Origin of the sequence: Pseudomonas sp. GW460-12-10-14-TSB1 (genome assembly GCF_017349775.1) — a bacterium.
GTDB classification, from domain to species: Bacteria; Pseudomonadota; Gammaproteobacteria; order Pseudomonadales; family Pseudomonadaceae; genus Aquipseudomonas; species Aquipseudomonas piscium.
In genome coordinates this window covers 18,619-29,746 of sequence record NZ_JACNAC010000046.1, presented here as the reverse complement: position 1 = coordinate 29,746, position 11,128 = coordinate 18,619, and the positions used below count along the sequence as shown (strand labels likewise).

Here is an 11,128-nt window from a genome sequence, read left to right as displayed (position 1 = left end):
GTTATGCCCCCGGCCGTTTGATGCCAGGGACGCGGGCGCGGCCTGCAGCGATGTCCTGGCCACGCTCGGTCAGCGTGGCCACCAGTACCGGGCCAACATCAGAAACAGTCACCGCGCCTTGTTCGGCCAGCCAGTGCAGTTCGGTCTTCACCTGGTCGCGGCTGAGGGTGTGGCCGAATCTGTCCAGGGCCATGTTCAGCACCGAGCTGTTGGCACGGTAGCCGGTCGTTTCGGCCAGCAGGCGCAGAATCACCAGGCGATAGTCTTCACGCAGGAAGGAGGCGAATTCGGTCATATCTTTTCTCGCAGCAAATAATCATTGATCCGGTCCAGCGAACGGGCCAAAGGGCCAAGCGCTTCCTTGACCCCCGACAGTTCGGCCCGTACCGCCTTCATGTCGCCCAGCAGATCGGTGACGGCGGTCTGGTCAGGCAGGTGCCGGACGTGTTCTTCCAGGGCGACGATGCGCGTGCGAAGCTCCAGCAGTTCCTGGGCGCTGGCGGCATCTCGTTTGATCATCCAGGTGTAGATACCGAGTACAGCCAGGACCAGCCATTGCACGGTCTGGAAACCGAAGTTGAGTTCGTTCAGATTCATTCAAAACCCCGTGTGGCCAAGTGTTCCAAGGCGTCTATGCAGTCAAAGCAATGTTCGATACCAGGGTTGTCCTGGCGTTGATCTTCAGGAATGGCGTCACCGCATTCCTCGCAACGTGAGGCCGACCGGCCGGAGCCTCGTCGAAGGTCGCTGTTACGCACGCGCAATTGCGCATCGCTGATGTCGTCATCTGTAGCGGGTTCAGCTACATCCATAGGGCGTCAGTCCTTTTCCTGGAGATCAAGCAAGGCATTGAATTGGGCGAGGATGGATCGGGCCCACAGGCCGTAGTCCTGGGCGTGGGCAAGGATGTCGGCGGGAGTGACGCCGCTTTCCAGTAGTTCGGCTTCAGAGCCGGTGGCGGGCCAGGCCGCTTTTTCAGCAGCGGTGACAGTGGCGCCCGGTCCTGGGGCGGGCACACCGAGGGCGGTGTTGAAGTCGCGCAACCAACCAGCAGTGAACACGCAACGAGGGATAGGCTTAGCGACAGCGCCAGGCGCCGGAATGTATTGGGTCGTAACATGTGCGATTCGCTCCTGGAGCTGGCGTTTCTCTTCGGCGTGTCGGTCGAGGGTAGTGAGCAGCAAGGCCTCGGCCTCGTTGGCACGGGTGACCTGCTGCAGCAGCTGCAGACGGTTTTCCTTTTCCGCCGCCCCGGCCTGTACTGCCTGCGTGGCCTTGAATGTCTGCAGGTTGGAATTGCCCAGGGCTTCGGCGTACCGAAAGCCGAAGCCGTAGGCGATTGAGCCGGCAGCCGCTGCGCTGATCACACAGGCCAGGCCGGCGACAAGGAGTCCTGTAGGCAACCGTTCAAGCACCATGGCGCTGCCTCATGCGGTAGCGGGATCGGGACTTACGGGCACGGTTGTCGGTCTTGCCGTGGCGATAGAGGGGCATGACGCTAGACCTGATCCAAGTGCCAGCAGCAGTGCTTGGAGTGGGCCAACGACAAACACCCGCGAGCCCCGCCAGCAGCGCAGCGAAGGCCCGACCAAAGAGGTTCAGTCTCATGAATGAACCTCCTGGTCTGATTGCTCGGCCTGGTCAGGAGGGCCTTGCTTGACCAGGCGAGCAATGAACAGCAGAACAGCCAAGCCGCTGTTGAGGGCCGCATAGGTCGATGAAGAGAGTTGCGCTTGCCACATTGGCAGGATGGTGGCCTGGGCGAGACCGAGCAGCGCAATGACGATGGCCAGCTGGACGCTGTGAAGCTTCCAGCAGCAATGGCAGTTGTCGATCAGCTTCATGCGGGCTCCCCGTGATAGGCGTCGGGGACAATGCCGGCCAGGTGCAAGCCTTCATTGATCAGCGCTTCGCCGTACCAGTTGCCCTCGGGGAGAAGGCCGGCGCCGTTTTCGTGGCGAATGATCGCTTCTGCGAGCGCGCGCATGGTCCGGTAGTCGTACACGTCGATACGCTCTTCAGGTGACACGCCAAGGCGGCCAGCAACCTGACGGATATAGCTCTCGGTGTTGTTCTCGTTCGGTGGTGCCCAGCGCCCGATAATTGCGCGGACAGCGCGCAAGCCATGCTTGTCCTGGTAGGTGATCAGGGTGCGAGCCAGGGCTCGGATGCCCCACTGGGGGCCAATGAACTGGACGAATGCAGTGTCATTCTGGTTCGCCGACATGCCTTGCCAGCGGGTGCCCTTTACATGGCGGATATTGCCGGGGTTGAAGTTGCGGATGCCGCGAGGGGTTTCGGGTCGCATCGGACGCCTCCTGTAATGGCGCCGTACTTTTCGGACGCCAGAAATACACACGCCGCCATGATCGGCGGCGTGGTACAGGAAGGCTTTTAATCGAGTTTAAAGAGATGGCTAATACAGAAACCTCTCTGTGTAATCAGTCAACAACGCCAGTTGCGCGGTAGAGTCCTCGGGCACCGGCAACAGCATCCGAATGTGTACTTCCTTGAATACGATTCACCGCGTACAGAGACAGCAGTTCAGAACAATCCTGCTTGGTCTTGACGCCAAGAAGTACAGCATTGGCTCCTTCGATTACATCAGTAGCCTCTGCGTAACGGCCTTCAGCTCGAATTTTCTTGGTAATGAACCAGGCGATATTGGCGAGTTTCTCCTCATTCTCGACATTGCATACGGTTAGGCCTCTCGTAAGTGCAGCCTGGGTGCGCTCCACCTCTGGAGAGCTGCTTTTAACCGTTTTATCTAGGCTTAGTGTTGTGAGCTTTTCCGCAATAGTCTCCGCGCTTGCCGCCACGGAACACAGTGAAGCGAGAATAAAAAATACAAATTTCAAAGTTAATCTCCCTATTTAATAGCCTGAAGTGATCAAGCAACCGCCACCATATTTCTCAGCTAGAACAGAATCCCACCAATGAGCAGACCTAGGCAAAACAACCCTGCAGCATTCTGCCGGTTCAGCATCAAAAACTCCCGAAATGTCAGCGGGCTAGCATCAGGCACTAGCGGTACGGCTTGTACATCCGGTTTAAAGCTCAGTACAAATTCTAGTGTCTTCTGGAGCTGAGGCTTTTGAAGGTTATTGAGCTGAGTGCGACCAAAGTTCAAATCACAAAAAGTGTTCATCTCGGTCTTGGCATCTTTTTCAGCTACCGCTCGCAGCACCTTGCCGACTAAACGGCGTTTATCTGCCTCTTCTTGCAGGAACTCCAATCTTGCTTGCATTACATTTCGCGCATCCACGAACTGCTCAGCGGTTATCTCGCTAATCGTAGTTACCCCGAGTTGAGCGTGAACTCTACGCCAAACATCACGAGGGTCATCCCCAAGTTCTTCACACTTCGCCCGCAATTCATGCAGTTCTTTACGCTGGGCAAACACCAAAACTCGGGGCTCAGTCTTATCCACGAGGTTGATGCTGACACCGTAGTTGTTGATATCGCCCCCAGCCGCTTGGCCTACTTCACCATGAAAGTCCTGGCTCATGGGTTACTCCTTGGATTTCACATCCCCAACATTGAAGGTAACGCCTGACTTATTGGTGATATTGCCAGCCACAGCCTGGCCCACCGCCCCATGGAACGTTTGTTTTGCTGGGGCAGAGCCCGCAGTGACAGCCGCAATAGCTGCAGCCTTAACAGCCACCGGAGCAGACCTGAATTTCTCAAGCAGCTCTGTTTCATCTGCTGTAAGCGAACCTACAGAGCGTTCGCCTGTAACGATATACAACGTGTCGATACCAACTTTCGCGACCGCAGCAAGGTAATCCGCACCGGGATACCGCTCACCCTGCTCGTACTTGAGCTGAGCAAGCTTCTTGACACCTCCGATAGCCCCAATTGCGGACTGGCTAAAACCCAGCCGCTCACGCTCTTCCCTAAGGCGCTCACCGATATTCAAAAGCATCACTCACCACTTGACAGGTATCTTTTTGCATACCATCATAATTGCCACATAAACCAATTATCTTTGCATCACAGGAGCCACCACCATGGCCACCCATGCCAAAGCCCTCACCGCCGACCAGGTGAAAGAAAACTTCCGCCGCGTCGGCAAAACCTTCACTCAATGGGCTCGTGAAAACGGTTACACCCGCAACGAGGTGTACCGCGTCCTCAATGGCCAGGCCAAAGCCAATTACGGCAAGGCCCATGATATTGCGGTGAAGCTCGGCCTCAAGCCATCCGCAGCGTTGGCAGCGTAATGGCTACCTCACAGCAGTTCCGTACCAACCTTCTGGTGCTTGAGACGCCGCAGATCGTCGTGCGCTCCGTGCTTCGGCCAACTGATCGGTCAGCCATGCCAGCGTCCTGGTTGCCTCAACCTCTATGGGTTGCCCAGGCCACCGAACCGACAGCAGCGCCTGATCTATGCCCTCAGGTGAAACGAGCCCTTGAACTTCAAGAGCGGCAGCAAGGCGTAACCAGCCCTGTGCCAATGCATTCACCTGTGCCTCAAGCCTCTCGATACGGTCGGTCATTTCTCATGTCCATGTTGGGGAATGTACCCGAAAACATTGCACCCAGCGCAATCACTTTGCATAGCTGCAAAAGTTCAGATTGTTTGGAGTGCGTTTCAGAAAGGTCTTTCCAATGAGCCGCCGTCGATGGAAAAGCATTCAACCGACCTCGTTGCGTCATGCGCTGGAGCTGTGCAAGGACTTCGCCAAAGACGCGCACAACAAGGGTGTCGAGCGTATCGCCGATGAGATGGGCGTCGCAGATCACTGGTCTGTTTACAAGTGGCTGCAGACAGGCCGTATGCCGGCCAACCTGATCCGCCCCTATGAGCGGGCTTGCGGTTGCGATTACGTCACCCGCTGGATCGCTGCCAGTGCAGGTCGCTTGACCATTGATGTACCTACCGGCCGGCATTGCACCGCCCAGGATACGCAGGCGCTACAGGAGCTTCTCACCACAGCAGCCGGCAGGTTGCTCGCGTTCTACTCGAAGAGCTGCGAAGCCGAAGAAACCCTTGCAGCCATCCAGGCCGCAATGGAGGGGCTTGCATGGCACCGAGGCAATGTCAGCCAAACCCAGCAACCACAGCTTGAACTGGAGGGACAGCCATGAGCCGCACCGTCTCAGCCGCCGCACGGGTGTTGCGTGTGCTCAAGGCCTTGAAGGGCCACACCGTGACCGGCCTTAGCAACACCGAGCTGGCCCATCTCACCCAGGACAGCCCCAGCAACATCACCCGAGCCATGCAGACCCTGATTGAAGAAGGTCTTGCGGTGAAGCTGGACAACGGCCGCTTCGCTCATTCCGTGGGCGTGCTGCAGATCGCCCAGGCCCATGCCGAGCATATGGCCCGGCTGACCAACCGCATGCAGGAAATCACCCAGCGTATTGCCGCTGGATCGATGAACTAAGGAGAACACTATGGCCCGCACCAAGACCCAACCTGTAGAGACAGTCGAACTGCCCGCGCTGGATAGCGAAATGCTTACAGCGAATCAGAACGCCATGGCGAACATGCAAACCGCGCACAGCGAAGAGCGTGACCTTGTGAACCAGCTTCTCGGCCAAGCACAAATGGCTGACGCGATGGGCAAGTTCACCGCGACGGTCGCGGTTTCAAAGATGGCATATGTGAAGGAAACCAAGCTGTACCGGGGGTTGGCAGGGATGCACGACCGCGACGGTCGCGGTTTGAGCGGTACATGGGAGGAGTTTTGCAGCTTGTTGGGAACCTCTGCACCAAAGGTAAACGAGGACATCAATAACCTTCGCCAGTTTGGCGAAGAAGCCCTAGATTCCATGTCCCGCATGGGCATCGGCTACCGCGAAATGCGCCAATACCGCCGCCTGCCGGAAGACCAAAAAACAGCTCTGATCGAAGTCGCCAAGAGCGGCGACAAGGATGCCTTCGTTGATCTCGCAGAAGAGATCATCGCCAAGCATGCCAAGGAAAAAGAAGAGCTGACCCAGCGTCTCGACGAAACCAACGCCGACTACGAAGCGCAGAGCGAAGTCATGGCGAGGAAAACCACCGAGCTGGATAAGACCAAGCTGGAGCTGGAGAAGACCCGCAAGCGTCTCCAGTCCATGCCTGCGAATGAAGTCGCGAAAGAACTCCGTCAGGAAGTCGCAGCGGTCGCCTATGAGGCGGAAGCGAATATCCTCGGTTCACTGCGCGAAGGCTTCGCCAAGCTGGAAGAGCATGCAGCCGAGAGCGGCGAAGACCACCGTACCTTTAAAGCCGGCTTGATTCGTCAGCTCGAAATCACCCTTGCAGCAGTCCGCAGCGAGTTCCATTTGCCAGAGCAAGCGGATGATGCCGGTGCCCCGGTTTGGCTGAACACGGCCGAGGCGTAATCCATGAACCCGGTACAGATCCAGCAACTAGCCCAGATCGCCCAGCGAGCGGACAACGCCCCGCACGGTCAGCGTACTGCCGTCTACCAGGCGGGCGCGGCAGAGCTGGGTGTTTCCATCCAAACACTTCAGCGCAAGCTGAAGGAGGTCAGAGTGGCAGCTCCACGTAAGCGCCGAAGCGATGCGGGTAACAGCGCTTTACCCCTGGATGAAGCCCGATTGATTTCGGCTGTGTTGCTGGAATCGATCCGTGCCAACAATAAACAGCTGTCCACCATTGAGCGTGCCGTTGAACGTCTGCGCAGCAATGGGCTGATCATGGCAGGTCGGGCTGATGAAGCGACCGGCTTGTTTCGCCCGCTGACCAGCGGGGCAATCAGTCGCGCCCTGAAAGGTTACAAGCTGCATCCTGAGCAGCTGCTGCACGACGCTCCGGCAGTATCGCTTGCCAGCAATCACCCAAACCATGTTTGGCAAATAGACGCATCGATCTCGACGCAGTTCTATCTGGCGGATGACGGGGCGCGGGCAATGAATAAAGCCGAGTTCTATGACGGCAAGCCCGGCAACCTGAAGAAGATCGAGCGCCAACGCCTGTGGCGCTACGTGATCACCGATCACACCAGCGGCACCTTGTACCTGGAGTACGTGCTGGGCGCTGAGTCGGCCGAGAACCTGTGCACCGTGCTAATCAACGCGATGCAGAAACGCCACGAATCAGACCCGTTTCACGGCGTGCCCTGGATGCTGATGACTGACCCTGGCGCGGCGATGACCAGCGGCATCTTCCGCAATCTGTGTCGGGCCATGTCCATCGATTTGATCATTAACCAGGTTGGCAATGCACGGGCCAAGGGCCAGGTCGAACAGGCGCACAACATCGTTGAGCGTGAGTTTGAGAGCGCGCTGAAGTTCCAGGCTGCGAACAGCCTGGAGCAAATCAACGCCTGGGCCGGACAGTGGATGCGTTACTACAACGCGACTGCGATTCACACCCGTACCCGACGTACCCGATACGGCGTGTGGCAGTTGATCAAGCAGGACCAGCTGCGCCTGGCGCCAAGCGTTGAGGTCTGCCGTGAGCTGGCGGTCAGCACACCGGAATACCGCACTGTCAGCAACCTGTTGCGGGTTTCGTTCCGGGGCGCTCAGTTCGATGTCAGCTCTGTACCCGGTGTGATGGTCGCTGAAAAGCTGCTGATCACTCGCAACTGCTGGCGAGACAAGGACACCGCCATCGCTGTGCTGGTCGGTGAGGACGGCCGTGAACAGTTCCACGTAATCGACCGGATCGGAATCGACCAATTCGGGTTCGCGGAGACCTCAGCAACCATTGGCGAGCAGTACAAGCGCCACGCCGAGACACCTGCCCAGGTCTCGCGCAAAGTCCTGGAACAGATCGCTACCGGCACCACCAGCGAAGCCGACGCCGAAGCTGCACGCAAGGCCAAGGCCGTGCCGTTCAGCGGCCTGATCGATCCACATAAACACGTCAGCGACACCGTGTTGCCAACTTACATGCCGCGTCGTGGTACGTCGCTGAACGTCAACGCTCCGACCGTAGAGCATGCACCGCTGACCCACGTCGAGGCCGCGAAACTGTTGCGGCCGCGCTTGGCCAACCTCTGGTCCGCTGAATCCTTCAGCTGGCTGCAGCAGAAATACCCGGAAGGAGTACCACAAGAACAGCTCGATGCCATTGAGGCTGAGCTGAAACGACCTGTTGAGGTCACACGCAAACCGTTCAGCCTGGTCCTGGCTGCGGTTGGAGGTGAGTGATGTTGAAGCTGAAGCAAGTTTTGCAGGGGGTCGGCCGTCCTCAGGCGGCCTTGGCCGAGTCGCTGAGTCTCAGCGAAGCCACAGTTGCCCAACTGCTGAACCACGGTCAATGGCCACGCAGCCTGGACAGCGACGAACTGCAGGGGCGCATTCGTGTGTTCCTGACCGAAGCTGGCGCCAACGATGCCGATATCGCCAACGCCTTTGAAGAAGTGGATCTGCCGTGCGCCAACACGGCAGATCCGGCCCAAGTGAATGAGCCGTCCGGGGAGGACGAACCTATGTTACTGCCAAAACAGACCCTACAGCCAAATACCCGTAAAGCCTTTGGCCTGTTCCGCGATCCCTTTGACGAGTTGCAGAGCGCTCAGGATATGTGGGTGAGCCCTGATATCCGCTATGTTCGCGAGATCATGTATCAGACGGCGCGGCACGGCGGATTCCTCGCTGTCGTTGGTGAGTCAGGTGCAGGTAAAAGCACACTGCGCCGCGACTTGGGGAACCGCATCACCGAGGGCGGCGATCCGGTGATCATCATCGAGCCCTATGTTCTGGCATCCGAAGACAGCGAAACAAAGGGTAAAGCTCTGAAAAGCACCCACATTGCCGAGTCGATGATGTCTGCCGTTGCGCCACTGGCCAAACCCAAGAGCAGCCCAGAAGCGCGCTTCGCCCAATTGCACAAGGCTCTGAAGGAATCGCACGCCGCAGGTTATCGGCATTGCCTGGTTATCGAAGAAGCCCACAGCCTGCCGATCTCGACGCTCAAACACCTCAAACGCATCCTTGAGCTGGAGGTCGGCTTCACCAAGCTCGTCAGCATCATCATGATCGGCCAGCCTGAACTGGATACGAAACTCAGCTCACGCAACGCCGATGTGCGCGAGGTCGTACAGCGTTGCGAGCGGGTCACTCTGGAGCCAATTGAAGGCAAATGTCTGGAAGAGTTCCTGACGTTTCGTTTTGGCCGCGCTGGCAAAGCACTCGGTGAGGTCATTGATGCCAGCGGCATCCAGGCGATTGCTGAACGCCTGTCTCAGCCAAGTCGGCGCGGCGGTCGCGATGAGATGGTTTCGCTGCTGTACCCGTTGGCCATCGGCAACCTGGTGATCGCGGCGATGAATCTGGCCGCCCAACTGGGCGTGCCGATAATCACCGCCGATGTTGTGAAGGGGGTGTGATATGGCCGCTCTGTATCTGGTCGGAGTGCAAGCGGCACTGCCGCCAAGCATCTTGGCTGACGACTTCCCTGCGAAGCTGTCGGCCTTCAACGACCTGACCCGTGATTTCCGGCAGGCCGACATTGAGATCAAGCACCTGGTGCTGGCCGACAACAAGATCTTTATCGAACCGTCCAGCGTCGAGCTGCTTACACGGCGGTTTGGGCACGAGCTGCGGCGCATGCGCAGCTCGTCTAAGGGTCGGTTCACTTGCCACACCGTGACAGTACGCGGCGTTGATGTCGCCTGGTACTCCCTGGTGAAGGAGCAGGGCCAATGAGCGATCAACTCGATCTTCATTGCGACACATGCGGAGTACCACTGACGGTCTCCGCAGAGTCAGCTGCTCATGACTCCAACCTGATTGATGTCGTGGTCGATTGTGAGTCCTGTGGTTACACCCTCAACAGCTTCATCCGTATCGATGAAATGCAGGTACTGAACAAAGGTTCAGCCAGCAGCAAGGAGACCGTTCATGCCTGACATCAACATTCCAGAAGGCTTTGTCCGCAATGCCATCGGCCACCTGGTGCCGGTTGACCAGGTGCGCGAGCAGGACAAGCTACGCGACCAGGTAGCGAGTGAGCTTGCCGAAGCGGCCAAGGTTCTGAACCTGGCGCTGAAGAACTTCAAGAAAAAATCGCTTGGTGACATCGCCGATCTGATCAGCATCGCGGGCGAACGCTACGGCGTCCAGATGGGCGGCAAGAAAGGCAACGTGACCATTGCCACCTATGACGGTAAGTACAAGGTTGTGCGTTCGCACGCAGACCGGCTGACCTTCACCGAGGAAATGGAAGTGGCAAAGGTCATGGTGTACGCCTGCATCAAGACCTGGAGCAAGGGCGCAGACAACCATTTGCTGGCCATCGTAGACCGTACCTTCAGCCCAAACCGTAATGGCCAGATCAAAACCTCTGATGTCCTTGATCTGCTGCGCTTGGAGATCGATGACGACACCTGGAAGGCTGCGATGAAAGCTGTGAAGGACTCGATCCTGGTATCTGGCAGTGCCGTGTACATCCGCGTTTACGAGCGGGTGAACGGTACTGATGAGTACCGGGCTATTCCTCTTGACTTGGCGGTGGTGTGACATGGAAGAGAACCGCACTCTCGACAAGATCAAGAAATGCCTGGAGATGGCGAAGTCCAAAACCAGTAATCCTCATGAGGCCGAGATCGCACTGCGTCAGGCACATAAGCTCATGGAGCTTTACAACCTGGAGATGGGTGACGTACTGGCCAGCATGGCCGGTGAGGTAAAGGTTGCGGCCGGCTCAGAGGGATCACCGCCAACCTGGCGCGTTCGCCTGGCTCATGTCTGCGCTCACGCTTTTGGCACTCGCATGCTTATCACCCACAGTTGGTGCAGCGGCGGCGGTTTCATTTTCGTCGGGTGTGCTGCCGCCCCGGAACTGACTGGCTACGCCTATGAGGTACTGGAGCGACAGCTGCAAAAGGCGCGACGGGACTTTCTGGCCTTACCGCCGCAAAAACGCTGTAAGCGCTCCACCAAGGTGGCAAGGGGGGATCACTTTGCCAACGGCTGGATTGATGCGGTGTATCAGAAGGTGGATGAGTTTGCTGGCGTTGAAGATAACGTCGCCGAGGCAATCGAGGCCTACATGGCCAAGCATCACCCGGATCTGGAGAAAGCGGAACTCAAGCGCCGTAAGCTCAAGGCGAGAGACCAGGGCGCTGCTGATGCGGGCTATGCGGCAGGCAAGTCCGCGCAGCTACACCGGGCAGTGAATCACCAGCCGCTGGCACGTTTGACGATGGGAGGCTGA

General features: G+C 57.9%; 19 protein-coding genes. 10 read left to right on the top strand and 9 right to left on the bottom strand.

What is annotated here, in order from left to right; translation table 11 throughout:
* Position 1: 1 nt before the first annotated feature.
* The 9 genes from J4D52_RS22675 to J4D52_RS22635 form a co-directional block, all read right to left on the bottom strand.
* Positions 2-295, bottom strand: a complete 294-nt coding sequence (locus J4D52_RS22675) for a hypothetical protein (RefSeq protein WP_028684132.1) — start codon at positions 293-295, stop codon at positions 2-4.
* The gene (locus tag J4D52_RS22670; RefSeq protein WP_044463286.1) at positions 292-597 is read right to left on the bottom strand and encodes a DUF2730 family protein; all 306 of its coding nucleotides are present in this window, start codon (positions 595-597) and stop codon (positions 292-294) included. Before J4D52_RS22670 ends, J4D52_RS22675 begins: the two co-directional genes overlap by 4 nt.
* Positions 594-812, bottom strand: coding sequence for a TraR/DksA C4-type zinc finger protein (locus J4D52_RS22665; RefSeq protein WP_102677697.1), 219 nt, complete (start codon positions 810-812; stop codon positions 594-596). The genes J4D52_RS22670 and J4D52_RS22665 overlap by 4 nt, the downstream gene beginning before the upstream one ends.
* A gap of 6 nt (positions 813-818) precedes the next feature.
* Positions 819-1,418, bottom strand: coding sequence for a lysis protein (locus tag J4D52_RS22660; RefSeq protein WP_102677696.1), 600 nt, complete (start codon positions 1,416-1,418; stop codon positions 819-821).
* A 186-nt stretch (positions 1,419-1,604) separates the two neighbouring features.
* Positions 1,605-1,844 carry a hypothetical protein gene (locus J4D52_RS22655; protein WP_102677695.1) on the bottom strand — a complete coding sequence of 80 codons (240 nt, stop codon included), beginning with the start codon at positions 1,842-1,844 and terminating at the stop codon, positions 1,605-1,607.
* On the bottom strand, positions 1,841-2,308 hold the full coding sequence (locus tag J4D52_RS22650) for a structural protein (RefSeq protein WP_102677694.1): 468 nt from the start codon (positions 2,306-2,308) through the stop codon (positions 1,841-1,843). The genes J4D52_RS22655 and J4D52_RS22650 overlap by 4 nt, the downstream gene beginning before the upstream one ends.
* Positions 2,309-2,441: 133 nt before the next feature.
* A complete protein-coding gene (locus J4D52_RS22645; RefSeq protein ID WP_146018009.1) occupies positions 2,442-2,858 on the bottom strand; it encodes a hypothetical protein in 417 nt (138 codons plus the stop codon).
* 59 nt (positions 2,859-2,917) lie between these two features.
* Positions 2,918-3,508: a hypothetical protein gene (locus J4D52_RS22640; RefSeq protein ID WP_102677692.1), complete on the bottom strand. Its 591-nt coding sequence runs from the start codon at positions 3,506-3,508 to the stop codon at positions 2,918-2,920.
* Between the two features lie 3 nt (positions 3,509-3,511).
* Entirely contained in the window at positions 3,512-3,928 is a 417-nt protein-coding gene (locus J4D52_RS22635; protein ID WP_028684124.1) for a transcriptional regulator, read from the bottom strand.
* Between the two features lie 85 nt (positions 3,929-4,013).
* On the opposite strand from J4D52_RS22635, the gene J4D52_RS22630 reads away from it, so the two are divergent.
* The 10 genes from J4D52_RS22630 (at position 4,014) to J4D52_RS22585 (ending at position 11,128) form a co-directional block, all read left to right on the top strand.
* Positions 4,014-4,226: a DNA-binding protein gene (locus J4D52_RS22630; protein WP_028684123.1), complete on the top strand. Its 213-nt coding sequence runs from the start codon at positions 4,014-4,016 to the stop codon at positions 4,224-4,226.
* 388 nt (positions 4,227-4,614) lie between these two features.
* Positions 4,615-5,094, top strand: a complete 480-nt coding sequence (locus J4D52_RS22625) for a hypothetical protein (protein WP_038632456.1) — start codon at positions 4,615-4,617, stop codon at positions 5,092-5,094.
* A complete protein-coding gene (locus tag J4D52_RS22620) occupies positions 5,091-5,393 on the top strand; it encodes a helix-turn-helix domain-containing protein (RefSeq protein WP_102677690.1) in 303 nt (100 codons plus the stop codon). Before J4D52_RS22625 ends, J4D52_RS22620 begins: the two co-directional genes overlap by 4 nt.
* Before the next feature lie 10 nt (positions 5,394-5,403).
* The gene (locus tag J4D52_RS22615) at positions 5,404-6,339 is read left to right on the top strand and encodes a hypothetical protein (RefSeq protein ID WP_102677689.1); all 936 of its coding nucleotides are present in this window, start codon (positions 5,404-5,406) and stop codon (positions 6,337-6,339) included.
* Between the two features lie 3 nt (positions 6,340-6,342).
* Positions 6,343-8,118: a DDE-type integrase/transposase/recombinase gene (locus tag J4D52_RS22610; RefSeq protein ID WP_102677688.1), complete on the top strand. Its 1,776-nt coding sequence runs from the start codon at positions 6,343-6,345 to the stop codon at positions 8,116-8,118.
* Positions 8,118-9,299, top strand: a complete 1,182-nt coding sequence (locus J4D52_RS22605; RefSeq protein ID WP_102677687.1) for an ExeA family protein — start codon at positions 8,118-8,120, stop codon at positions 9,297-9,299. The genes J4D52_RS22610 and J4D52_RS22605 overlap by 1 nt, the downstream gene beginning before the upstream one ends.
* A gap of 1 nt (position 9,300) precedes the next feature.
* Positions 9,301-9,618: a hypothetical protein gene (locus J4D52_RS22600; protein WP_102677686.1), complete on the top strand. Its 318-nt coding sequence runs from the start codon at positions 9,301-9,303 to the stop codon at positions 9,616-9,618.
* Positions 9,615-9,821 carry a hypothetical protein gene (locus J4D52_RS22595; RefSeq protein WP_102677685.1) on the top strand — a complete coding sequence of 69 codons (207 nt, stop codon included), beginning with the start codon at positions 9,615-9,617 and terminating at the stop codon, positions 9,819-9,821. Before J4D52_RS22600 ends, J4D52_RS22595 begins: the two co-directional genes overlap by 4 nt.
* Entirely contained in the window at positions 9,814-10,431 is a 618-nt protein-coding gene (locus J4D52_RS22590) for a DUF3164 family protein (protein WP_102677684.1), read from the top strand. The genes J4D52_RS22595 and J4D52_RS22590 overlap by 8 nt, the downstream gene beginning before the upstream one ends.
* A 1-nt stretch (position 10,432) precedes the next feature.
* On the top strand, positions 10,433-11,128 hold the full coding sequence (locus J4D52_RS22585) for a DUF2786 domain-containing protein (RefSeq protein WP_102677683.1): 696 nt from the start codon (positions 10,433-10,435) through the stop codon (positions 11,126-11,128).

Excerpts from the sequence above, each read along its gene's own strand:
- J4D52_RS22630 (WP_028684123.1), top strand. The coding sequence starts at position 4,014 with ATGGCCACCCATGCCAAAGCCCTCACCGCCGACCAGGTGAAAGAAAAC.
- J4D52_RS22600 (WP_102677686.1), top strand. The coding sequence starts at position 9,301 with ATGGCCGCTCTGTATCTGGTCGGAGTGCAAGCGGCACTGCCGCCAAGC.
- J4D52_RS22655 (WP_102677695.1), bottom strand. The coding sequence starts at position 1,844 with ATGAAGCTGATCGACAACTGCCATTGCTGCTGGAAGCTTCACAGCGTC.
- J4D52_RS22620 (WP_102677690.1), top strand. The coding sequence starts at position 5,091 with ATGAGCCGCACCGTCTCAGCCGCCGCACGGGTGTTGCGTGTGCTCAAG.
- J4D52_RS22650 (WP_102677694.1), bottom strand. The coding sequence starts at position 2,308 with ATGCGACCCGAAACCCCTCGCGGCATCCGCAACTTCAACCCCGGCAAT.
- J4D52_RS22590 (WP_102677684.1), top strand. The coding sequence starts at position 9,814 with ATGCCTGACATCAACATTCCAGAAGGCTTTGTCCGCAATGCCATCGGC.
- J4D52_RS22595 (WP_102677685.1), top strand. The coding sequence starts at position 9,615 with ATGAGCGATCAACTCGATCTTCATTGCGACACATGCGGAGTACCACTG.
- J4D52_RS22625 (WP_038632456.1), top strand. The coding sequence starts at position 4,615 with ATGAGCCGCCGTCGATGGAAAAGCATTCAACCGACCTCGTTGCGTCAT.
- J4D52_RS22585 (WP_102677683.1), top strand. The coding sequence starts at position 10,433 with ATGGAAGAGAACCGCACTCTCGACAAGATCAAGAAATGCCTGGAGATG.
- J4D52_RS22615 (WP_102677689.1), top strand. The coding sequence starts at position 5,404 with ATGGCCCGCACCAAGACCCAACCTGTAGAGACAGTCGAACTGCCCGCG.
- J4D52_RS22610 (WP_102677688.1), top strand. The coding sequence starts at position 6,343 with ATGAACCCGGTACAGATCCAGCAACTAGCCCAGATCGCCCAGCGAGCG.
- J4D52_RS22665 (WP_102677697.1), bottom strand. The coding sequence starts at position 812 with ATGGATGTAGCTGAACCCGCTACAGATGACGACATCAGCGATGCGCAA.
- J4D52_RS22635 (WP_028684124.1), bottom strand. The coding sequence starts at position 3,928 with ATGCTTTTGAATATCGGTGAGCGCCTTAGGGAAGAGCGTGAGCGGCTG.
- J4D52_RS22675 (WP_028684132.1), bottom strand. The coding sequence starts at position 295 with ATGACCGAATTCGCCTCCTTCCTGCGTGAAGACTATCGCCTGGTGATT.
- J4D52_RS22640 (WP_102677692.1), bottom strand. The coding sequence starts at position 3,508 with ATGAGCCAGGACTTTCATGGTGAAGTAGGCCAAGCGGCTGGGGGCGAT.
- J4D52_RS22670 (WP_044463286.1), bottom strand. The coding sequence starts at position 597 with ATGAATCTGAACGAACTCAACTTCGGTTTCCAGACCGTGCAATGGCTG.
- J4D52_RS22605 (WP_102677687.1), top strand. The coding sequence starts at position 8,118 with ATGTTGAAGCTGAAGCAAGTTTTGCAGGGGGTCGGCCGTCCTCAGGCG.
- J4D52_RS22660 (WP_102677696.1), bottom strand. The coding sequence starts at position 1,418 with ATGGTGCTTGAACGGTTGCCTACAGGACTCCTTGTCGCCGGCCTGGCC.